Source organism: Mesorhizobium sp. M2A.F.Ca.ET.043.02.1.1 (assembly GCF_003952405.1).
Lineage (GTDB): Bacteria > Pseudomonadota > Alphaproteobacteria > Rhizobiales > Rhizobiaceae > Mesorhizobium.
Genome location: NZ_CP034445.1, coordinates 915,673 through 936,521, shown reverse-complemented (window position 1 = coordinate 936,521; position 20,849 = coordinate 915,673). Strand labels below are relative to the sequence as shown.

Genomic DNA, 20,849 nt, shown 5'->3' with positions numbered 1-20,849 from the left:
ATTTAGGATTGGAGCGACCCATGAACGAGGCAGTTCGAGATCCGGCTCAACCCATCATCGAGATCGAGAACCTCTCGATCTCCTTCTTCACCCGCAAGGGGGAGATCCCGGCCGTGATGGATTTTTCCTGCACGGTGATGCCCGGCGAGGCGATGGGTATCGTCGGCGAGTCCGGCTGCGGGAAGTCAACCGTGTCGCTCGGCATCATGCGCGACCTTTCCAACATCGGGAAGATCGTCGGCGGGCGCATCAAGTTCCAGGGCAAGGACATGGGCGAGCTCTCCGAGGAGGAGCTGCGCGCCATCCGGGGCAACAAGATCGCCATGATCTACCAGGAGCCGATGGCGAGCCTCAATCCGGCAATGAAGATCGGCCAGCAGCTGATGGAAGTGCCGCTAATCCACGACAAAGTATCGAAGGAGGAGGCTTATAACCGCGCGCTGGAGATGGTGCGGGCGGTGAAGCTGCCCGACCCTGAACGCATGATGCGCTCCTATCCGCACCAGCTTTCGGGCGGCCAGCAGCAGCGCATCGTCATCGCCATGGCGCTGCTGTCGAAACCGGCGCTGCTTCTGCTCGACGAGCCGACCACCGCGCTCGACGTCACCGTCGAGGCCGGCATCGTCGAGCTGGTCAAGGGGCTTGGCGAGAAGTTCGGCACCTCGATGATCTTCGTGTCGCACAATCTCGGCCTGATCCTGGAAACCTGCGACAGGATCACGGTGATGTATTCCGGCGAGGCGGTCGAGACCGGGAAGATCGAGGACGTGTTCGACCGGATGCGCCATCCCTATACGCAAGGGCTGTTCCGCTCGATCCCGCTGCCTGGCGCCGACAAGAACTCGCGGCCGTTGATCTCCATTCCCGGACAGTTGCCGCTGCCGCATGAGCGGCCGAAGGGCTGCAATTTCGGGCCGCGCTGCCACCATTTCGTCGAGGGCGTCTGCAACGCTGCGGAAATCCCGATGGTCCCGGTTGAGGGCCATGAGGGGCATTTCTCGCGCTGCGTGCGCTTCAACGAGATCGACTGGGAGGCGCTGCCGCCCGGCGCCAAGAAGGTCAACGAAAAGGTCGAGCCCGGCGCGCCAGTGCTGAAGATCCAGGACCTCAAGAAATACTACAAGGTCGGCGGCAGCGAGCTGTTCGGCTCCAGCGAAGGCCGCGTCGTCAAGGCCAACGAGACGATCTCGTTCACCGCGCGCGAATCCGAGACGGTGGCGATCGTCGGCGAGTCCGGCTGCGGAAAGTCGACGCTGGCCAAGGTGTTGCTCGGCCTCGAGACCGCCAGCTCCGGCACGGTGACCTTGGCCAACAAGGAGATCCAGTCGACGGGCATCGAGAGCCGCGGCGTCGACACCGTCTCGTCGATCCAGATGGTGTTCCAGAACCCCTTCGACACGCTGAACCCCAGCCACACGGTCGGCTCACAGATCATCCGCACGCTGGAGAAGTTCAATGTCGGCAAGACGGTCGCCGAGCGACGCCAGCGTATGCTGGAGCTGCTCGACCTGGTGAAGCTGCCCAGGGCCTTCGAGACCCGCAAGCCGCGCCAGCTTTCGGGCGGCCAGAAGCAGCGCATCGGCGTCGCGCGCGCCTTTGCCGGGGACGCCAAGGTGGTGGTGGCCGACGAGCCGGTCTCGGCGCTGGACGTCTCGGTGCAGGCGGCGGTGACCGAGTTGTTGATGGACATCCAGCGCAAAAACAAGACGACGATGCTGTTCATCAGCCACGATCTGTCGGTGGTGCGCTACATCGCCGACCGCGTCGTGGTCATGTATCTGGGCTACATCGTCGAGCAGGGCACGACCGACCAGATCTTCTCGCCGCCCTACCATCCCTATACCGAGGCGCTGCTGTCCGCGATCCCGATCGCCGACACCAGCGTGGTCAAGAAGCACATCGTGCTCGAAGGCGACATCCCGTCGGCGATGAACCCGCCGACCGGCTGCCCGTTCCAGACGCGCTGCGGCTACAAGAAGCTGGTGCCGGACAATCTGTGCGAGACGAAGGTGCCGCCGGTGAAGAATCTCGGCGGCGGCCATACGAGCCTATGCTGGCTTTCGGACGACGTGCTGGCCAAGATGGAGCCGGTCATCAAGTTCGACAAGGAGCATGCCGCGCATGAAGGCGTGCCGGATGATGCGCCGCATGGCGTGGGGCCGGGCTTTGCCGGTGCGCCGCCGCAGCGTCCGGACGGCAAAAACGCCAGCGCGGAAGCCGACGCGATCGGAGAGGGCGTCGAGGAGAACGACGCGGTGCGTAAAGCCCGTCGCCATGAAGTGCGCGACGAGGATTCGGAAACCGGCGTCGCCAGGCCGAAGGATACGACAAGGCGGCACTAACCCAGGACGGGTGTCAGCTGCCGCATTGCCGTAGCTGCGCCTGATAATCGCGCGCCATCTGGTCGGTGGCGCGTGCGTAGCTTTGAACGCCGGCGTCGCCGCGGTTGCCGCGGCCATAGGCGGTCCAGCCGAGATAATAGGCCAGATAAAGATTGTAGGTGTCGTTGCGCGCGACACCGAAAGAGTCGGCGGTCTTGGAGTGGTACCAGCCGACGAAATCGATGGCGTCGGCGAAGCGTGTGCGGCGCGCCGCCCAGTTGCCGGTCTCGCTTTGATATTGCGACCAGGTGCCGTCGAGCGCCTGCGAATAGCCAGTGGCGCTCGAGACGTGCGTCCACGGGATGAAGCCGAGGAGCTTTGTGCGCGGCGGGCGGGCATTGCTCTTGAAGCCGGATTCCTTGCGCACCGTCGCCATCAGCACGGGAATGGGAATGCCGTATTTCTGCTCGGTCCGCTCGGCGGCGGACTGCCAGTTGTCGAACCAGCCGTCATTCTGGTCGAACACGGCGCAGACATTGTTGATGTGGCTGGGCGCTGTCGCGCAGGCCGACAGCGCCAGCAGCACGCAAACAGCGACAATTTTACTAAAACTCGACCTACGCATTGGAAGACGAATAGGCCGAAATCATAAAAGGAGTCTTGCGCGGTTCCTTAACGCTGACGCGGGAAGCGCGAAAAATCCAGTATCGATATTCCGACCAACTGCGTCGCTATTCTCTTCGTCGATTTCCAAAAATGCCGCCTTGGCTAAAATCGCGCCGGCAAATGGCGAATTCCTGACAGCTCGCCTGTGATACCGGCGCTCTGATGCGCGCATGAGCGAACCAAGACGCAAGCGCGGCGCCGAGCGCACCAGCAACCGAGGACCCGCCGCCATCCCGCAACTGCCGCTGCGGCGGGTGGAGAATCCCTATCCGCCGATGGCGCTGTTGTCGGCCGACCAGATCGAGGCGATCCACCAGGCATCGATGCACCTCCTGGAGAATTTCGGCGTCGAGGTGATGAGCCCGCGGGCGCTGTCGCTGTTCGAGCGCGCCGGCGCCAAGGTCGATCACGGGTCGATGAATGTGCGCGTCGACCGCGGCATGGTCGAGGAAGCGCTGCGGTCGACGCGCAGCAGCTACACGCTTACCCCGCGCAATCCGGCTCGAGCCATCCATCTCGGCGGCAGCACCATCAACTTCACGCTGGTGGCCGGACCGCCCAATGTGCACGACATGGAGCGCGGCCGCCGCACCGGCAACATGCAAGATTATCAGGACCTCGTCCGGCTGGCGCAGCATTTCAACTGCATCCATATGCTCGGCAACCAGGTCTGCGCGCCGATCGAGCTGCCGGCGAACACAAGGCATATGGACACCTATTTCGCCAATCTGACGCTGACCGACAAATGTTTCCACGTCTCGGCGATCGGGCGGGGCAGGGCGCTGGACGGCATCGAGATGATGGCGATCGCGCGCGGGCTGACGCTGGATGAGATGGCGCAGGACCCCGGCGTCACCACCATCATTTCGGTCAACTCGCCGCGCCGCTTCGACGAGATGATGGCGGAAGGGCTGATGACCATGGCCGAATACGGCCAGTCGGTGGCGGTGACGCCGTTCACGCTGATGGGCGCGATGAGCCCGGTGACGCTGGCCGGCGCGCTGGCGCAGCAGAACGCCGAGGCGCTGTTCGGCATCGTGCTGACGCAACTGGTGCGGCCGGGCGCGCCGGTGATGTATGGCGCCTTCACGTCCAATGTCGACATGAAGTCGGGCGCGCCGGCCTTCGGCACGCCGGAGAACACCAAGGCCAACATCGCCTCCGGGCAATTGGCGCGGCACTACAATTTGCCGTACCGCACCACGCCGGGCTCGGCCTCCAACGCCGCCGATGCGCAGGGCGCCTATGAGACGATGATGGCGCTGTGGGGCGCGGTGCTCGGCCACGGCAATCTCGTCTATCATGCGGCCGGCTGGCAGGAGGGCGGACTGACGGCTTCGTTCGAAAAGCTCATCATCGATGTCGAGATGATCCAGCACATGATGGATTCCTGCGGCCGATCGTGGTCGACGAGGCGGAACTCGCCGTCGAGGCGCTGGGCGCGGTGCCGACCGGGGGTCATTTCTTCGGCGAACCGCACACGCTTGAGCGCTACGCCACCGCCTTCTACCAGCCGATGCTCTCCAACTGGCAGAATTACGAAGCCTGGCAGGAGGCAGGCGCGCTCGACACGACGGCGCGCGCGACCAGGCTGTGGAAGAAGGCGCTGGAGGAATATGTCCAGCCGGCCATGGACCCCGCCATGCGCGAAGCGCTCGAAGCCTATATGGCGCGCCGGAAGCAAGCGATCGGGCAAGGCGAGCCGTGAGGGAACGGCTTTCCATCTTGAATCATTTCAGCCTCTCAACTCACTGAACCAACGAGAAGAACCCATGAAGTCGCATGCAAAGGTCGTGGTCATCGGCGGCGGTGTCGTCGGATGCTCGGTGCTGTTCCATCTCGCCCGCCATGGCTGGACCGATGTCGTGCTTCTGGAGCGCGACGAGCTGACTTCGGGTTCGACATGGCATGCGGCCGGCGGCATGCACACGATCAATGGCGATCCCAACATCGCCAAGCTGCAGAAATACACGATCTCGCTCTACAAAGAGATCGAGGAGCTTTCAGAACAGGCGACCGGCGTGCATCTTACCGGCGGCGTGCTTCTGGCCGCGACCGAGGCTCGAATGGATTGGCTGCGCGGCGTGGTGTCGAAGGGCCGTTATCTCGGCTTCGACCTCGAAGTAATCTCGGCCAAGGAAGCGGCGGAACTGATGCCGCTCATAGATCCCAGCCAGTTCGTCGGCGCGGTGCGCAACAAGGAGGACGGCCATCTCGACCCGTCCGGTGTCACGCACGCCTATGCCAAGGCCGCACGGAAGCTGGGGGCCGAGGTCGAGCGCTTCACCAAGGTCGAGGACATCGTGCGCCGTCCCGACGGGTTGTGGCGCGTCATCACCAACAAGGGGGATGTCATCGCCGAGCATGTTGTCAATGCCGGCGGCCTGTGGGCGCGCGAGGTCGGCCGCATGGTCGGACTGGAACTGCCGGTGCTGGCGATGGAGCATATGTACCTGATCACCGAGGACATGCCGGAGGTCGCCGACTGGAACAAGAAGACCGGCACCGAGATCATCCACGCGGTTGATTTCGACGGCGAGCTCTACCTGCGCCAGGAGCGCGGCGGCATGCTCATGGGCACCTATGAGAAGGCCAACAAGGTCTGGTCCGAATTCCAGACGCCGTGGAATTTCGGCCATGAGCTGCTGGAGCCGGACATCGACCGCATCGCGCCGTCGCTGGAAGTCGGCTTCCGCCATTTCCCCGCTTTCCAGAAGACCGGCATCAAGCAGATCATCAACGGCCCCTTTACCTTCGCCCCGGACGGCAATCCGCTGGTCGGCCCGGTGCGCGGCCTGCCGGGCTTCTGGGTCGCCTGCGGCGTGATGGCCGGCTTCAGCCAGGGCGGCGGCGTTGGCCTCGCGCTGTCCAACTGGATGATCGAGGGCGATCCGGGCGCCGACATCTGGGCCATGGACGTGGCGCGGTATGGCGACTGGGCGACGATGGCTTATACCAACGCCAAGGTGCGCGAGAATTATTCGCGGCGTTTTTCGATCCGCTTCCCGAACGAGGAGCTGCCGGCCGGGCGTCCTCTGAAGACGACGCCTCTCTACGACATGCTGGCCGCCAGGGGCGCGCAATGGGGCGTGTCCTACGGGCTCGAAGTGCCGCTCTGGTATGCGCCGGAAGGCGTCAAGGACGAGTTCTCGTGGCGGCGTTCGACCGACTTCGACCATGTCGCCAAGGAAGTCGCGGCGGTGCGCAATGGCGTCGGCCTGTCGGAGATCTCGAACTTCGCCAAATACAAGGTGACGGGCGAGGGCGCGGCTGGATGGCTCGATCGCGTATTCGCCTGCAAGCTGCCCAAGCGCGGCCGCATGACGCTGGCGCCGATGCTGAAGGACGACGGCAGACTGATCGGCGATTTCACTTTGGCCAATATCGACGACGCAGAGTGGTTCGTCGCCGGCTCAGGCATCGCCGAGCAGTATCACATGCGCTGGTTCGAGGCCCATCTGCCCAAGGATGGCTCGGTGCGGATCGAGGCGCTGGGACAGAAGCTCACCGGCCTTGCGATTGCCGGGCCGAAGGCGGGGGAGGTGCTCGCCAAGGTCACCCGCGCCGATGTTTCCAACAAGGCGTTCCCCTTCATGGCGGTGGCCAGGATGGACATCGGCATGGCGCCGTGCCTTGTCGGCCGGGTCAGCTACACAGGCGATCTCGGCTATGAGATCTGGGTGGCGCCGGAATACCAGCGCGCCTCCTACCAGGCGCTGCTCGCTGCGGGAGAGGAGTTCGGCATTGGCCCGTTCGGCTCGCGCGCGCTGAATGCGCTGAGGCTGGAGAAGAACTACGGCTCATGGGCGCGCGAGTACCGGCCGATCTACGGGCCGGTCGAGGCCGGGCTCGACCGCTTCGTCGCCTATGGCAAGGACGCCGATTTCATCGGCAAGGAAGCGGCGCTCGCCGAGCGCCGAGAGGGCGGCAAGCTTCGGCTGCGCGCCTTCATCGTTGATGCCGTCGATGCCGATGTGATCGGCGACGAAGCGATCTGGCATGACGGTGTCGTGCGCGGCTGGGTCACGTCGGGCGGCTACGCGCATAATTCGAAGAAATCGGTCGCGATGGGCTATGTGCCGAAGGAAATTGCCGACAGACCGGACGGTTTCGAGATCGAGATCCTCGGCCAGCGTCACGCGGCGCGCATCCAGGCGGCGCCGCTGTTCGACGCCAATTTCGAGCGGATGCGCGGCTAGAGCAATTCCAGGAAAAGTGCGAAGCGGTTTTCCGTCCGGAATTGCGTCAAAACAAAAAGCCTCCTGGCGCGCATCCTGCCATCAGGCTCTGGCGCTGTCGCGATTGTCCAGCGCGAAGGCGCCCGAACCGGCAAAGAACAGGTAGAGGAAGACGAAGCAGAACAGGATGGCTGCGTCGCCGCCGTTGTTGGCCGGGAAGAAGTCGCGCGGGAAGTGCGCCATGAAATAGGCGATGGCCATTTCGCCGGCCAGGAGGAACGCCACCGGGCGGGTGAAGAGACCGAGCGCCAAGAGGATGCCGCCGGCGAATTCGAGGATACCTGCAGCCGTCGTCAGGCCGGTGAGGGCGTGCGGCTGGGCGCTTACCGGGAAGTTGAACAGTTTTTGCGAGCCATGTTCGATGAACTGCAAGGCGGTCATGATGCGCAACACGCCCAGCGCTTGCGGGCGGAACTGAGCAAGGCTTTCGAAAAGCTTCATCCGAAACTCCATTTACCCCCGCTCGGGCCTTAGATTATCGCCCGGCAGTGGACCACTCACTTCCCTTGGCCAACCATCAACAATCGGTGAGCCGTAATGGCTTGAGTCCCCATATTTCTTCTCGCGATGGTTGCATATATATCCCTATGGTTGTACTAGAGGGGTGATGAATCAAACCAAGCGAGTCTCCTTGATCATGAGAAAAGTCATCATCGGCCTCTTCGCAATCCTTGCAGGCACCAGCTTCGCCATGGCCGCCGATACCGGCTGCGAGACCTTCAAATGGCCGGTCGAGCGCGAGCAGGCGCTGTTTCCGGCGGCGCCCGCCGCGCAGTCCGGCGCTACCCTCACGGTCGGGCAAGCGGCGGATTTCTCGCTTGAGGCTGTGGATACCGTCAGCTTCGAAGTGCCGCCGGAGCGGGCACCGAAAGCCGGCACGTTCGGCGCGACAGCAAATGTGACGGTGCCGCCTGATGGCGAGCTGCAGCTCAGCCTGTCCGACGAGGCCTGGATCGATGTGGTGCAGGATGGCAAGACCGTAAAATCGGCAGCCTTCAGCGGCGTGAAGACCTGCCCTGGCATCCGCAAGAGCATCCGCTTCAAGCTCGCCGGCGGCGCAGCGATCATCCAGCTCAGCGGCGCGAAGAAGGCCGATCTGAAGCTGGCGGTGCTGACGCCGGAGTGACTAATTTAAGAGAGCGGCGCCAGCCGGATAAGTCTTGCCCGTCCTTCGCAGCAATTGCGGAGGGTTGATCGCACCTCTCCCAAGAGGGAAGCGCAATCGCAGACGGCAGCGCTGCCCCCTCTCCGTCCGCTGCGCGGACACCTCTCCCCCATTTCATGGGGGCGAGGAAACGCTAACCGCGGATGTCGCGGTCTTGAAAGCTTGGGTTCCTCGCCCCCATGAAATGGGGGAGAGGTGGCTCGGCGAAGCCGGGACGGAGAGGGGGAGCGCCTTATGCGATTGCCCGCTCCGAGGGAGAGAGAATTCTACCGAACCGGTGCCAGCAGGGCGAAATGCGCGCCTTGCGGGTCCTGGCATTGGATGATCCATTGGCCGCTCGGCACGTCCATCGGCCCCATGATGACCTTGCCGCCATTGTCGGTGACGCGCTTGGCGGCGGCGTCGATGGCGTCGACGTTGAAATAGAACTGCCAGACGGAGACCGGGATCTGCGGCGGCTTGTTCATCATGCCGCCGCCGGATTCCGGACCGGCGCCGAAGGTTTTGTAGATGCCCATCTCGCCCATGTCGAACTCGCCGGCGCTCGTCCAACCGAACTGGGTAGAATAGAAATCGAAGGCGGCTTTCCAGTCCGACGTGTAGAGCTCATGCCAGCCGACATGACCGAGCGTGGTTGCCGGCACCGGCGGCTGGTCAGGCTGATTGGGCTGCAGGAACATGAAGGCCGCACCCTGCGGGTCGGCGACGACCGCGAACCGGCCGACGCCCGGAATATCGTCGGGCGCTCGGTGCACGGCGCCGCCGGCGTCCTTGAGCGCCTGGGTGGAGGCGTCAACATCCTTGGTGTAGATGTAGCCCAGCCAGGTTGGCGGCATGCCCCTCTTGGCGGGTTCTTCCGGCATGGTCATCAATCCGCCGACGCCGCGCTCGGCGGAATTCACCACGATGTAGCGGGGCATGCCGGGGGCGTTGTCGAAGGGCTCGGCCTTCCAGCCGACAACGGCGGTGTAGAAGGCCTCGGCGGCGTCGAGGTCGGTGGTCATCAGTTCGTACCAGAAGAAAGGTTGCGGGGATTTCGGCATGGTCGGTCTCCTCACCGGTTCAGGCAGCGATCGCAGTTCGATCCATCCTAGGACGATCCTGGCGACAGAAATCCGACATGGGCCGAAAATCCCGGTCGGCAAGGCGTCCCGCTCCTGATCTTGCATAGCCCACTCTTTTCGACTTTGCTGCCGGCAAAGAGGGGTTTGCCTTCCATGCGCCAGATGTCGCTCACGCCCGAGCTTGTGGCTCTTTGCCATCGCGAGGAGATCGATCCCGGTCCGAGCGGGGAGTGGACGCAGCTCAGCGACGACGATTTCGGCGCGCTCGCCACGCGTCTCGCCGGCGAGGCCGATGAGGGACCGCTTTGGGTGTTCGCCTATGGCTCGCTGATCTGGAAGCCGGCCTTCGAGTCCGTCGAGCAGCAGCGCGCCTCGGCGCATGGCTGGCATCGCTCCTTCTGCCTGGATCTCGTGCGCTGGAGAGGCAGCGCTGAGCAGCCGGGGCTGATGATGGCGCTTGAACGCGGTGGGCGCTGCGACGGCGTCGTCTACCGCCTGCCGGATGGCGAAAAGCCGGCCCAGATCGAGAGGCTGCTGCGACGCGAGATCGACGACCACGAGAGCGTCGCCTCCGTCAGATGGGTTCCGGTGCGGACGGCGCAAGGTCGGGTGCGGGCGCTGGGCTTCTGGGTCGGCGTGGCGGGCAGGGGGACGTCGCTCGGGCAGCCGCTGGAGAAGGTGGCTTGGGTGCTGGCGCGCGCGTGCGGCCATGTCGGCTCGGGTGCTGAATATCTCTACAACACCGTCAGCCATCTCGAGACCTTCGGCATCCATGACCGCAATCTGTGGCGGCTGCAGGAATTGGTGGCGGACGAGATCCGGTCGATCCATGGCCACAGGGTCACAAATCATGGCGCGGCAGAGATCAATGAGGCGGCTATAACATGACTTGATTTGTCATGTTTTTACTCAACCTTTTCAGGGGTTTGGCCGAAAATTGACCAATTGATAAAAAAATAAAACGTGCTAGCCTTCCCCAAAACGACAACAAGGGGAACTGGAATGGCGACTGGTCATTTCATCGAGGGCATTGCCGGCGGCCGGCTGTCTTCCGAGCAATATGCCGACAATTTTTCCGACCTGCACCCGCCGCTCGATCACCACGAAGCGCTGGTCGAATCCGACCGCTGCTATTTCTGCTACGACGCGCCCTGCATGAATGCGTGCCCGACCTCGATCGACATCCCGCTGTTCATTCGCCAGATCGCGACCGGCAATCCGCTGGGCTCGGCCAAGACGATCTTCGACCAGAACATCCTTGGCGGCATGTGCGCCCGCGTCTGCCCGACCGAGACGCTGTGCGAAGAGGTCTGCGTGCGCGAAGTGGCCGAAGGCAAGCCGGTGCAGATCGGCCGGCTGCAGCGTTACGCCACCGATGTCGCGATGAGCGAGGGCAAGCAGTTCTACAAGCGCGCCGAGCCGACCGGGAAAAGCATCGCCGTGGTCGGCGCCGGTCCGGCCGGGCTGGCGGCGGCGCATCGCCTTGCCCGCCATGGCCATGAGGTGACGATCCTGGAGGCACGGCCGAAGTCCGGCGGCCTCAATGAATATGGCATTGCCGCCTATAAGAGCGTCGACGATTTCGCCCAGGCTGAGGTCGACTATGTCACCGCGATCGGCGGCATCGACATCCAGAACGGCAAGGCGCTCGGCCGCGACTTCCAACTGGCCGACCTGATGCGCAACTATGATGCGGTGTTCCTCGGCATGGGGCTCGGCGGCGTCAATGCGCTGCGCGCCGAGGGCGAAGACGCCGACGGCGTTGCCAATGCGGTCGAGTTCATCGCCGAACTGCGCCAGGCAAGCGACCTCTCCAGCCTGCCGGTCGGCCGTCGCGTCGTCGTCATCGGCGGCGGCATGACGGCGGTCGATGCCGCGGTGCAGTCGAAGCTGCTCGGCGCGGAGGAGGTGACGATCTGCTATCGCCGCGGCCAGGAGCATATGAACGCTTCGGAGTTCGAGCAGGATCTGGCCGCCGCCAACGGCGTCACCATCCGCCACTGGCTGCAGCCCAAGCGCGTCATTGCCGAGAACGGCAAGGTCTCGGCAATCGAGCTCGAATACACCGCTATGAGCGGCGACAAGCTTGTCGGCACCGGCGAAAGGCTCACGCTCGTCGCCGACCAGGTGTTCAAGGCGATCGGCCAGAGTTTTGTGCCGGCGCATCTCAACGGCAGCGCAGAGGCGATCGAACTCGAAGGCGGCCGCATCAAGGTCGATGCCGAAGGCCGCACCTCGCTGGCCAAAGTCTGGGCCGGCGGCGATTGCATCTTCGGCGGCGACGATTTGACCGTATCGGCGGTGGCGCAAGGGCGCGACGCGGCCGAGAGCATCCACCGGGCACTGACCTCTAATGGGAGGGCATGAGCATGGCAGACATCCGCAACAATTTCATCGGCATCAAGTCGCCAAATCCGTTCTGGCTGGCCTCTGCGCCGCCCACCGACAAGGCCTACAATGTCGAGCGCGCCTTCAAGGCCGGCTGGGGCGGCGTGGTGTGGAAGACGCTCGGCGAAGAGGGGCCGCCGGTCGTCAATGTCAACGGTCCGCGCTATGGCGCGATCTGGGGCGCCGACCGCCGGCTGCTCGGCTTGAACAACATCGAGTTGATCACCGACCGCGACCTGCAGACCAACCTGCGCGAGATGAAGCAGGTGAAGATGAACTGGCCGGACCGGGCGCTCATCGCCTCGATCATGGTGCCTTGCGTGGAGGAAAGCTGGAAAGCGATCCTGCCCTTGGTCGAGGAGACCGGCGCCGACGGCATCGAGCTCAATTTCGGCTGCCCGCACGGCATGAGCGAGCGCGGCATGGGCTCGGCGGTCGGCCAGGTGCCGGAATATATCGAGATGGTGGTGCGCTGGTGCAAGCAGTATACGCGCATGCCCGTCATCACCAAGCTGACGCCCAACATCACCGACATCCGTAAGCCAGCGAGAGCCGCGCATGCCGGCGGCACCGACGCCGTGTCGCTGATCAACACGATCAACTCGATCACCGGCGTCGATCTCGACTCCTTTGCGCCACAGCCGACCATCGACGGCAAGGGCTCGCATGGCGGCTATTGCGGCCCGGCGGTGAAGCCGATCGCCATGAATATGGTGGCCGAGATCGCGCGCGATCCTGAAACCCGCGGCCTGCCGATCTCCGGCATCGGCGGCATCACCACCTGGCGCGACGCCGCCGAATTCATGGCGCTCGGCGCCGGCAATGTGCAGGTCTGCACGGCGGCGATGACCTACGGCTTCAAGATCGTGCAGGAGATGATCGCCGGCCTGGAGAACTGGATGGACGAGAAGGGCCATGCCTCGCTCTCCGATATCATCGGCCGCGCCACGCCCAACGTCACCGACTGGCAGTATCTCAACCTCAACTATGTCGCCAAGGCGCATATCGACCAGGACGCCTGCATCAAATGCGGCCGCTGCCACATCGCCTGCGAGGACACCTCGCACCAGGCGATCACCAGCATGGTGGATGGTGTGAGGCATTTCGAGGTGACCGAGGCCGAATGCGTCGGCTGCAACCTCTGCGTCAATGTCTGCCCGGTCGAGGGCTGCATCACCATGGCGCCGCTGGCGGCCGGCGTCGTGGACCAGCGCACCGGCAAGCCGGTGTCGCCGATCTACGCCAACTGGACGACGCACCCCAACAATCCGATGGCCAAGGTAGCGGCGGAATAAACTCGGGTTCCTCGCCCCACGACAGTGGGGAGAGGTGGCCCGGCGAAGCCGGGACGGAGAGGGCGCCTTCGCGGCGGCTGGACACCGCCAAGGCCCTTAATTGCTTTTTTCCCTGCGCCTCGTCCTTGACCGGTTTCTGGCTTCGCAGAGGGTGGTCCCCCTCTCCGTCCCGGCTTCGCCGGGCCACCTCTCCCCCGCTTTGCGGGGTGCGAGGAACCCAGGTCCTGCGAAGCGCCGTTCACTCACATTGCCTTGATGAATTGGCAGAGCAATTTGCATTTTCCCATTGCAGATAAAAATTATCCACGATAAGTTATATCCACGAATTGGAGATCGGCACGATGAAACTGGGCGATGGCGTTGAGGCGGCCATCCACTGCGCGGCGACGCTGGCCAGCGTGGACGGCAACAGCACCATGCCGGGCGCGGCGCTGGCGGAGTGTTTCGGGCTGTCGCCGAGCTATCTGTTGAAGCATCTCAACCAGCTCACGGCGGCGCGCATCCTTGAATCGGTGCCGGGGCCGGCGGGCGGCTACAGGCTGGCGCGGGCGGCGGAACGTATCACGCTGCTCGATATCGTGCTGGCGGTCGAGGGCAGGGAGCCTGCCTTCCGCTGCGGCGAAATCCGCCAGCGCGGCCCGGTCAAGATTGACGCCTCGGCCTATGTGAAGCCCTGCGGCATCAACGCCGCGATGCTCAAGGCCGAGCGCGCTTATCGGGCAGCGCTTGCCGACGTGAAGCTGTCCGATCTCGTTGCGGAGTACGCCGCCGAAGGCGATCCGCGCTCCTATGCCGCGAGCTGCGCTTTCGTCGAGCGCCACCAGCGGCCGCAGAAATCCGCTTCATCCAAGCAGACTTAAACCCCTAACCCGCCCAAAAAACTGGAAGGAAAGACGATGAAACAGAGATTGCAGTTCTTTGCCAAGGCGCCGGAAATCATGAAGGCGGTGTCGGCGCTCAACAAGGCCGTCGACGAATGCGGGCTGGAAGTGAGCCTGCTGCACCTGATCAAGCTCCGCGCTTCGCAGATCAATGGCTGCTCATACTGCGTCGAGATGCACAGCCGCGAGGCGAGGCGCGACGGCGAGACCGAAACCCGGCTCTATCTCGTCGCCGCCTGGAAGGAATCGCCGCTGTTTTCCGAGCGCGAGCGTGCCGCTCTCGCATGGACCGAGGCCGTGACGCTGATCGCCGACAATGGCGTGTCGGACGAGCTCTACGCCAGCACGCTCGAGCATTTCTCGGAAGAGGAACTGGTCAAGCTCTCGGTCGCACTCGGCATGATCAACACGTGGAACCGGTTGTGTATTCCCTTCCACGCCATTCATCCGATGCCGGCTGCCAAGGCTGCCTGAGTGTATTCATCGATAGCGTGGGCCTGTGACAGGCCCACGCTTTTTTCATTTTCAGATCAACGACATGTTTGAGAATTTTGAGAACGAGATTCTAATCATCGCACGGCTGCTGCTCGGCGGTGCTTTCGTCTTTGCCGGACTGAACAGAAAGCTGGTCGCTTCGTTGATGGCCGCGCGTGGTGTCCCGCAGGCCGCGCTCGCTCTGTGGCTCGGCATCGTGCTGCAGGTCGCGGCTGGGGCGCTGGTGATCGCCGGCATATGGACCGCGCCAGCGGCGGCGGCCCTGATCCTGTTCCTCATCGTCGCGACGCCGATGTTCCACAATTTCTGGGATCATCAGGGTGCCGATCGCGCTGTCCGTATCAACGGTGTCGTCAGCAATGCCGCGCTTGGCGGAGGCTTCTTGGCGCTGATCGCGCATTCGCTTTGACGGTCCAGGGCTAGGCCGCGAACCTCAAGCCGCCGTCGCAGGTCAGCACCTGACCGGTCATGAAGCTGTTCGAGACCAGGAAGGCAATCGCCTCGGCGACATCCTCGGCGCGGCCGATGCGGCCGACCGGAGTCTTGCCGGCATATTCGGCAAACACCGCTTGCCGCTGATTGTCCGGCAAGAAATCCCACCAGGGCGTGTCGATGACGCCGGGCGCCACGACGTTGACGCGCAGCGGCTTCAGCTCGACAGCGAGGATCGGCGCGACGGTCAAGAGCATGCCGTTGATGGCGCCGATGCCGGCGACGCCCGGCGCCGCGATCTGCGCCGAGACAGCCGAGATGAAGGTGACCGATCCGGTCTTGTTCAGCGTCGGCAGGGCTGCCTGCAGACAGGACAATTGCGGCCGGATCTTTTCGTCGACGCCGCTGCCGATATCGGCGAGGTCGAGCGTCGCGAACGGTCCCATCCCCTTGCCGCCGCTCGCGGCGAGAACCAGGTGATCGAACGGCCCTAGGTCTTTGAAAAACCGCTGCACCTCATCAGGATTGCCGGCATCGAACGCAGCCTTGTCGGCTGAGCCGCCCAGGCTCTTCCACGCAGCCTTGAGTTTTTCCTCATTGCGGCCGGTGATCGTGACTTTCATGGCGGGGCTGACCAGCTTTTTGGCCGTCGCGAGGCCGATGCCGGATGAGCCGCCTATGATGACGCAATGTTCGATGGTCTCGCTCATGGGTGTTGTTCCTTGGATGTTGCAGAAGATTGTCCGGTCAATTCGAGGCTCAGCGCCCGCAGCCGGCGGCGCGCCTTTTTGTCATAAGCCTGCGCATCGGCGCGCGATTCCCGCTGGCCGTCGAAATAGCGGCCGCTGCGCCTTTCGAGCGCCGGGGAGGTCGCGAGGTTGAGGATGGCGTCAGCGCCGGTCTCGACCGAGCTCAATGGTCTGACGCCCGCCTGCCGGACCATCGTGGTGTCCATGTAGCTTGCCGGATGCAAGGCGTTGACGGTGATGCCGGTGCCCTCGAGCTGCTGAGCCAGATCGACGGTGAACAGGATCTGCGCCAGCTTGCTCTGGCAGTAGGCGCGCACGCCGCTATAGCCGTGCGTCAGCATGACGTCGTCGAAATCGATCGCCTGCTGGCCGGCCGAGGCGACGTTGACGATGCGCGCCGGCGCGCCTGCCTTGAGAAGCGGCAAGAGCTCGCACGTCAGCAGGAAGCCGGCGAGATAGTTGACGGCGAAGCGCAGCTCGTAGCCGTCGGCACTGACCTGCCGCTTGGCGCCCTGGCCGCCGGTGCCGACGCCGGCATTGTTGATCAGGATGTCGAGCCGGTCGGTCCTGGCGCGCACGGCTTCGGCGAGGCGGCGTACTTCGGCGAGGCGGCGTACTTCGGCAAGCGAAGCGAGGTCGGCGGCGAGGAATTCCGCCTCGCCGCCCTTGGCCTCTATCGCGGCGACCGTCGCCTTGCCGCGGCCTGCGTCGCGGCCATGCACCAGCACGCGGGCTCCGGCGGCGCCGAGCCTTTCGGCGACCACACGGCCGACGCCGTCGGTCGAGCCGGTGACGAGAATGGTTTTGTCCTTGTGTTCCATGTCCAGAGCCTCCTTGCGCTGCTCTGAACGGAAAGATGGGACACCGCGCGCATCCCAAACAGTTCAAACTTTATCCTGGTATCAGTACTGCTATAATAGGCGCATGGATGCCATCGCCCTTTCCCCCGAAGATCACCGCCGGCGCGAGCTCGGCGCTTTCCTGCGTTCGCGGCGCGAACGGCTTTCGCCTGATGCGGCCGGCATCGCTTGCGGCGCACGGCGGCGCACGCCGGGCTTAAGGCGCGAAGAAGTGGCGATGATCGCCGGCGTCGGCACGACCTGGTACACCTGGCTGGAGCAGGGCAGAGACGTGCGTCCCTCGGTCGAGGTGCTGTCGGCGCTCTGCCAGGCGCTGCGGCTCGACGGCGCCGAGCAGCGCCATCTGTTCACGCTCGCCGGGCGCCAGCAGCCGGAGCGGCGGCGCATCGTGCAGACAAAGGTCGAAGGACCCTTGCTGCACATGCTGGAGAGCCTGGTGCTGCAGCCCGCCTATGTCGTCGGCCCGCGCTGGGACGTGCTGGCCTGGAATGACGCAGCGGTCGCCATTTTCGGCGATTACGGCCAGCTGGAGGGCGATGCCCGCAACATCCTCCACGGCGTCTTCACCGATCCGCACCGGCGGCACCTTTTGGTGGACTGGGAGCAGCTGGCGCGCGCGACCCTTGCCGCGTTCCGCGCCGAGAGCGCGAAATACACCGGCGATCCGGATTTCGAGCGGCTGATCGCGCTGATGATGCGCTCAAGTCCGGAGTTCCGCGAATGGTGGCCGCAGCGCGATGTCGTGCACAGGCTTTCCGGCCTGAAGCACCTGCGGCATCCGATCGCCGGCGCGATGACGTTCGAGCATATGAGCCTCTCGATCGACGACGGTTCGGATATGAGGCTGATCGTCTATACGCCGCTTGCCGAGCAGAACTCGGTAGCGAAGTTGAAGAAGCTGCTCGAGGGGCTTCCGACCGAGCGGCGCAGCGCGTGAGGTCGATTGCTGGAAGGCGGAGCCGTCCGAGAAAGGCAGCGGCAAGCCCATCACTTCGTCATCCATGGGCGGAGCAAGGAGCGTAGCGACGCAGCGCAGACCCGAGGATCCATTCCGTGACTTCAATGCGCTTCTGCGGTGCAGAATTCTGCTCCGCTGCGCCCTTCGATCAAGGTAACGGAATGGATCCTCGGGTCTCCGCGTCCGCTTCGCTCCCGCTCCGCCCGTGGATGACGAAGTGACGGACGCCTCGCCAGTCTCCAAGGTCGGCAACAAGCAGATGACGGAGACGGGTCGCACCCGCTAAGCCATCTTGTCGACGCTAGCCCTTCGGCTTCAACCCATCCAGGAACAGCTGCTCCAGGAACCGCGCCGCGTCCTCGAAGCGGCCGTCGCCGCCGCGATCGGCGCCGAGCACGGCGCGGACCTGGACGTCGAAATCGGCATAGTGCTGGGTTGTCGCCCAGATCGAGAAGATCAGGTGCCAGGGATCGGTGCGGGCGATCTTGCCGGCGCGCATCCAGCCCTTGATGACGGCAGCCTTCTCGTCGACCAGGGTCTTCAGCTCGCCCTCCAGCATCGGCTTGATGCGCGGCGCGCCCTGCAGAATCTCATTGGCGAAAAGCCGGCTTTCGCGCGGGAAGTCGCGCGCCATCTCCAGCTTCCTGCGGATATAGCTCCTGAGCTCCGTCAGCGGGTCGCCGATGTCGTCCAGCTCGCGCAACGGCGCCAGCCAGGTGTCGAGCAGGCGCTGCATCAATGTCTCGTGAATGTCTTCCTTGCGGCGGAAGTAATAGAGAAGGTTCGGCTTCGACATTCCGGCGGCTTCAGCGATCTGGTCGATGGTCGAACCGCGAAACCCGTTGGCAGAGAAGACTTCGAGCGCCGCTTCGAGGATGAGCTCGCGCTTTTCCTGCTGGATGCGGGTGCGGCGGGGAGCGGAGCCTTCCATCGTGTCCGTCATCCTTGCGCGGTGCCGCGCCGACCATCTGGACCAATTCTCTGGACCAGTTTTTCCTTGGGCTGTGGAGCGCGCTTTTTATGCGGCATTTCCGCTAGTAATCCTTTGACCGCCGACAGGCGGCGCTAACGTTTGTCCAACCGGTCAAAAATTTGCGTAGCATGAAAACGCAGCAAAGACCAAGCGTTGGCCACCGAAACAGGTTACAAGGGGAAGTCCTGGTCATGTCCAACCGGCTGAAAGTCACGCCGAACGATCTCAGCGCATTCTGGATGCCGTTCACGGCAAACCGGCAGTTCAAGCAGGCGCCACGCATGTTCGTGTCCGCCAAGGACATGCATTACACCACCAGCGACGGTCGCAAGGTGCTCGACGGCACCGCTGGCCTCTGGTGCGTGAACGCCGGCCACTGCCGGCCGAAGATCACCGAGGCGATCCAGCACCAGGCGGCCGAGCTCGACTATGCGCCGGCTTTCCAGATGGGCCATCCCATCGTGTTCGAGCTGGCGAACCGGCTGGTCGATATCGCGCCGAAGGGCATGGACCATGTCTTCTTCACCAATTCGGGTTCGGAATCGGTCGAGACCGCGCTGAAGATGGCGATCGCCTATCACCGTGTCAGGGGCGAGGGCTCGCGCACCCGTCTGATCGGCCGCGAGCGCGGCTATCACGGCGTCAATTTCGGCGGCATCTCGGTCGGCGGTATCGTCTCGAACCGCAAGATGTTCGGCACGCTGCTCGGCGGCGTCGACCATCTGCCGCACACGCACCTGCCGGAGAAGAACGCCTTCTCGAAGGGCGTTCCGGAGCATGGCGCGGAGCTCGCGAACGATCTCGAGCGGCTGATCGCGCTGCATGACGCCTCGACCATCGCGGCCGTCATCGTCGAGCCGGTCGCCGGCTCCACCGGCGTCATCCTGCCGCCGAAGGGCTATCTGCAGAAGCTTCGGGAAATCTGCACGAAGCACGGCATATTGTTGATTTTCGACGAAGTGATCACCGGCTTCGGCCGCCTCGGCGCGCCGTTCGCGGCGGACTATTTCGGCGTCACGCCGGATATCATGACTACCGCCAAGGGCGTTTCCAACGGCGTCATCCCGATGGGCGCGGTGTTCGTCAAGAAGGAGATCCACGACGCCTTCATGACCGGCCCGGAACATATGATCGAGTTCTTCCACGGCTATACCTATTCGGGCAATCCGATTGCGTGCGCCGCGGCGCTCGGCACGCTGGACACCTACAAGGAAGAGGGCCTTTTGACCCGCGGCGAGGAGCTGGCGCCGTACTGGGAGGACGCGCTGCATTCGCTGAAGGGCGAACCGCATGTCATCGACATCCGCAACATCGGCCTGATCGGCGCGATCGAGCTGGCGCCGATCGCCGGCAGCCCGACCAAGCGGGCGTTCTCGGCCTTCGTGAAAGCCTTCGAGCGCGGCGCGCTGATCCGCACCACCGGCGACATCATCGCGCTGTCGCCGCCGCTGATCATCACCAAGGGCCAGATCAACGAACTGATCGACCATGTGCGGGATGTTCTGAGGTCGATCGACTGACAAGCTGGGACGGACATCCTTCCCGTCGAGGGGAGGGTCCGTGAAGCGGCTGGACGAGGTCGGCTAAGAAACGCCGGCCTCGATGGTCGGGTAGTTCAGGCAGGCTGCGCGCCGATGCCGGTCAGGATCACCCGCTTGATGTTTTCCTTGGCTTCCCGCCATTGCCGGTCGGAGAGCGGCTTGCCGCCGTTCAGCGTCTCGATCTGGTGGCCGAAATCGGCGTAATGCTGTGTCGTGGCCCACAGCATGTAGAGGAGATGGCGCGGGTCCACCGGGTCCATCTTGCCCTCTTCGATCCAGCGCTTGATGATCGCGACGCGGCCGTCGGTCCATTCGCGCAAGGTCGACTCCATATAGTCCTGAAGCACCGGTGCGCCGTGCATCACTTCCGAGGCCCAGACTTTCGAACCATCGGGGTGGCGGCGCGATATTTCCATCTTGGCGTCGATATAGGCGCTGATACCGTCTATCGGCCCGCGCGCGACATCGAAGCAATTGGCCGCCTGCAGCCAGATCTCGAAGATGTTCTGGACGACGGACCGGTAGAGTTCTTCCTTGGTGGCGAAATAATAATGGAGGTTTGCCTTCGGCAGCCCGGCCAGGTCGGCGATCAGCTGCATCGTTGCGCCGCCGAACCCGGCTTCCGCGAACACCTTTTCAGCGGCGAGCAGAATGGCCTTTTCATTCTCCCGTCTTATGTCCTGGCGCCGCATCGGACGGGTGGATTCGGTCATGTCTCCCCCAAGATTCTCGTTGACCGCTTGGTCAGCTTGTGTAGTCTGAAAGCTGACCATACGGTCAGGATGCAAACCACTCAAGGGGCGACAAGACCCCTGGTGAAAAT

The 20,849-nt window shown here is 63.8% G+C and carries 18 protein-coding genes and 1 pseudogene; 12 read left to right on the top strand and 7 right to left on the bottom strand.

What is annotated here, in order from left to right:
• Positions 1–20 precede the first annotated feature (20 nt).
• Positions 21–2,342 carry an ABC transporter ATP-binding protein gene (locus EJ068_RS04455; RefSeq protein ID WP_129554480.1) on the top strand — a complete coding sequence of 774 codons (2,322 nt, stop codon included), beginning with the start codon at positions 21–23 and terminating at the stop codon, positions 2,340–2,342.
• A 13-nt stretch (positions 2,343–2,355) separates the two neighbouring features.
• On the opposite strand, the gene EJ068_RS04450 is transcribed toward EJ068_RS04455, so the two are convergent.
• The gene (locus tag EJ068_RS04450) at positions 2,356–2,946 is read right to left on the bottom strand and encodes a hypothetical protein (RefSeq protein ID WP_128315460.1); all 591 of its coding nucleotides are present in this window, start codon (positions 2,944–2,946) and stop codon (positions 2,356–2,358) included.
• 211 nt (positions 2,947–3,157) lie between these two features.
• Here EJ068_RS04450 and EJ068_RS04445 point away from each other — a divergent pair.
• Positions 3,158–4,695 (top strand): annotated as a pseudogene (locus tag EJ068_RS04445) (trimethylamine methyltransferase family protein).
• 64 nt (positions 4,696–4,759) lie between these two features.
• Positions 4,760–7,186, top strand: coding sequence for an FAD-dependent oxidoreductase (locus EJ068_RS04440; protein ID WP_127252181.1), 2,427 nt, complete (start codon positions 4,760–4,762; stop codon positions 7,184–7,186).
• Positions 7,187–7,267: 81 nt separating this feature from the next.
• Here the strand turns inward: EJ068_RS04440 and EJ068_RS04435 are convergent, their stop codons facing one another.
• Positions 7,268–7,666, bottom strand: a complete 399-nt coding sequence (locus tag EJ068_RS04435; RefSeq protein WP_126081941.1) for a DoxX family protein — start codon at positions 7,664–7,666, stop codon at positions 7,268–7,270.
• Between the two features lie 196 nt (positions 7,667–7,862).
• On the opposite strand from EJ068_RS04435, the gene EJ068_RS04430 reads away from it, so the two are divergent.
• The gene (locus EJ068_RS04430) at positions 7,863–8,351 is read left to right on the top strand and encodes a hypothetical protein (protein ID WP_127252182.1); all 489 of its coding nucleotides are present in this window, start codon (positions 7,863–7,865) and stop codon (positions 8,349–8,351) included.
• A gap of 305 nt (positions 8,352–8,656) precedes the next feature.
• Here EJ068_RS04430 and EJ068_RS04425 read toward each other — a convergent pair whose 3' ends face one another.
• On the bottom strand, positions 8,657–9,433 hold the full coding sequence (locus EJ068_RS04425) for a VOC family protein (RefSeq protein WP_127252183.1): 777 nt from the start codon (positions 9,431–9,433) through the stop codon (positions 8,657–8,659).
• Between the two features lie 174 nt (positions 9,434–9,607).
• Between EJ068_RS04425 and EJ068_RS04420 the strand changes: the two genes are divergently transcribed.
• The 6 genes from EJ068_RS04420 to EJ068_RS04390 all read left to right on the top strand — a co-directional run bounded on the left by EJ068_RS04420 (position 9,608) and on the right by EJ068_RS04390 (position 14,922).
• A complete protein-coding gene (locus tag EJ068_RS04420; RefSeq protein WP_127252184.1) occupies positions 9,608–10,342 on the top strand; it encodes a gamma-glutamylcyclotransferase in 735 nt (244 codons plus the stop codon).
• A gap of 114 nt (positions 10,343–10,456) precedes the next feature.
• Positions 10,457–11,821 carry an NAD(P)-dependent oxidoreductase gene (locus EJ068_RS04415; protein ID WP_127250690.1) on the top strand — a complete coding sequence of 455 codons (1,365 nt, stop codon included), beginning with the start codon at positions 10,457–10,459 and terminating at the stop codon, positions 11,819–11,821.
• A 2-nt stretch (positions 11,822–11,823) separates the two neighbouring features.
• On the top strand, positions 11,824–13,137 hold the full coding sequence (preA, locus tag EJ068_RS04410; RefSeq protein WP_127250691.1) for an NAD-dependent dihydropyrimidine dehydrogenase subunit PreA: 1,314 nt from the start codon (positions 11,824–11,826) through the stop codon (positions 13,135–13,137).
• A gap of 341 nt (positions 13,138–13,478) precedes the next feature.
• A complete protein-coding gene (locus EJ068_RS04400; RefSeq protein ID WP_127386490.1) occupies positions 13,479–13,997 on the top strand; it encodes an Rrf2 family transcriptional regulator in 519 nt (172 codons plus the stop codon).
• Positions 13,998–14,033: 36 nt separating this feature from the next.
• Complete coding sequence (locus EJ068_RS04395) at positions 14,034–14,492, top strand: carboxymuconolactone decarboxylase family protein (RefSeq protein WP_127250659.1); 459 nt, start codon at positions 14,034–14,036, stop codon at positions 14,490–14,492.
• Between the two features lie 64 nt (positions 14,493–14,556).
• Positions 14,557–14,922, top strand: a complete 366-nt coding sequence (locus EJ068_RS04390) for a DoxX family protein (protein ID WP_127250661.1) — start codon at positions 14,557–14,559, stop codon at positions 14,920–14,922.
• 10 nt (positions 14,923–14,932) lie between these two features.
• On the opposite strand, the gene EJ068_RS04385 is transcribed toward EJ068_RS04390, so the two are convergent.
• Both EJ068_RS04385 and EJ068_RS04380 read right to left on the bottom strand, forming a co-directional pair.
• Positions 14,933–15,655, bottom strand: coding sequence for an SDR family oxidoreductase (locus EJ068_RS04385; protein WP_127250663.1), 723 nt, complete (start codon positions 15,653–15,655; stop codon positions 14,933–14,935).
• Positions 15,652–16,515, bottom strand: coding sequence for an SDR family NAD(P)-dependent oxidoreductase (locus EJ068_RS04380; protein WP_127250665.1), 864 nt, complete (start codon positions 16,513–16,515; stop codon positions 15,652–15,654). Before EJ068_RS04380 ends, EJ068_RS04385 begins: the two co-directional genes overlap by 4 nt.
• 103 nt (positions 16,516–16,618) lie before the next feature.
• Between EJ068_RS04380 and EJ068_RS04375 the strand changes: the two genes are divergently transcribed.
• On the top strand, positions 16,619–17,491 hold the full coding sequence (locus EJ068_RS04375) for a helix-turn-helix transcriptional regulator (RefSeq protein WP_127250666.1): 873 nt from the start codon (positions 16,619–16,621) through the stop codon (positions 17,489–17,491).
• A gap of 322 nt (positions 17,492–17,813) precedes the next feature.
• Here the strand turns inward: EJ068_RS04375 and EJ068_RS04370 are convergent, their stop codons facing one another.
• Positions 17,814–18,443 carry a TetR family transcriptional regulator C-terminal domain-containing protein gene (locus EJ068_RS04370; RefSeq protein WP_095769027.1) on the bottom strand — a complete coding sequence of 210 codons (630 nt, stop codon included), beginning with the start codon at positions 18,441–18,443 and terminating at the stop codon, positions 17,814–17,816.
• A 233-nt stretch (positions 18,444–18,676) separates the two neighbouring features.
• Between EJ068_RS04370 and EJ068_RS04365 the strand changes: the two genes are divergently transcribed.
• Positions 18,677–20,005, top strand: a complete 1,329-nt coding sequence (locus EJ068_RS04365; protein WP_126060037.1) for an aspartate aminotransferase family protein — start codon at positions 18,677–18,679, stop codon at positions 20,003–20,005.
• A 95-nt stretch (positions 20,006–20,100) separates the two neighbouring features.
• Here the strand turns inward: EJ068_RS04365 and EJ068_RS04360 are convergent, their stop codons facing one another.
• Positions 20,101–20,739, bottom strand: a complete 639-nt coding sequence (locus tag EJ068_RS04360; protein WP_127250667.1) for a TetR/AcrR family transcriptional regulator — start codon at positions 20,737–20,739, stop codon at positions 20,101–20,103.
• Between the last annotated feature and the right edge of the window lie 110 nt (positions 20,740–20,849).

Bases quoted from the DNA above. Each gene is read 5' to 3' on its own strand.
- EJ068_RS04365 (WP_126060037.1), top strand. From the start codon at position 18,677: ATGTCCAACCGGCTGAAAGTCACGCCGAACGATCTCAGCGCATTCTGG.
- EJ068_RS04415 (WP_127250690.1), top strand. From the start codon at position 10,457: ATGGCGACTGGTCATTTCATCGAGGGCATTGCCGGCGGCCGGCTGTCT.
- EJ068_RS04375 (WP_127250666.1), top strand. From the start codon at position 16,619: ATGGATGCCATCGCCCTTTCCCCCGAAGATCACCGCCGGCGCGAGCTC.
- EJ068_RS04435 (WP_126081941.1), bottom strand. From the start codon at position 7,666: ATGAAGCTTTTCGAAAGCCTTGCTCAGTTCCGCCCGCAAGCGCTGGGC.
- EJ068_RS04420 (WP_127252184.1), top strand. From the start codon at position 9,608: ATGCGCCAGATGTCGCTCACGCCCGAGCTTGTGGCTCTTTGCCATCGC.
- preA (WP_127250691.1), top strand. From the start codon at position 11,824: ATGGCAGACATCCGCAACAATTTCATCGGCATCAAGTCGCCAAATCCG.
- EJ068_RS04360 (WP_127250667.1), bottom strand. From the start codon at position 20,739: ATGACCGAATCCACCCGTCCGATGCGGCGCCAGGACATAAGACGGGAG.
- EJ068_RS04385 (WP_127250663.1), bottom strand. From the start codon at position 15,655: ATGAGCGAGACCATCGAACATTGCGTCATCATAGGCGGCTCATCCGGC.
- EJ068_RS04370 (WP_095769027.1), bottom strand. From the start codon at position 18,443: ATGGAAGGCTCCGCTCCCCGCCGCACCCGCATCCAGCAGGAAAAGCGC.
- EJ068_RS04430 (WP_127252182.1), top strand. From the start codon at position 7,863: ATGAGAAAAGTCATCATCGGCCTCTTCGCAATCCTTGCAGGCACCAGC.
- EJ068_RS04390 (WP_127250661.1), top strand. From the start codon at position 14,557: ATGTTTGAGAATTTTGAGAACGAGATTCTAATCATCGCACGGCTGCTG.
- EJ068_RS04400 (WP_127386490.1), top strand. From the start codon at position 13,479: ATGAAACTGGGCGATGGCGTTGAGGCGGCCATCCACTGCGCGGCGACG.
- EJ068_RS04425 (WP_127252183.1), bottom strand. From the start codon at position 9,433: ATGCCGAAATCCCCGCAACCTTTCTTCTGGTACGAACTGATGACCACC.
- EJ068_RS04380 (WP_127250665.1), bottom strand. From the start codon at position 16,515: ATGGAACACAAGGACAAAACCATTCTCGTCACCGGCTCGACCGACGGC.
- EJ068_RS04455 (WP_129554480.1), top strand. From the start codon at position 21: ATGAACGAGGCAGTTCGAGATCCGGCTCAACCCATCATCGAGATCGAG.
- EJ068_RS04440 (WP_127252181.1), top strand. From the start codon at position 4,760: ATGAAGTCGCATGCAAAGGTCGTGGTCATCGGCGGCGGTGTCGTCGGA.
- EJ068_RS04450 (WP_128315460.1), bottom strand. From the start codon at position 2,946: ATGCGTAGGTCGAGTTTTAGTAAAATTGTCGCTGTTTGCGTGCTGCTG.
- EJ068_RS04395 (WP_127250659.1), top strand. From the start codon at position 14,034: ATGAAACAGAGATTGCAGTTCTTTGCCAAGGCGCCGGAAATCATGAAG.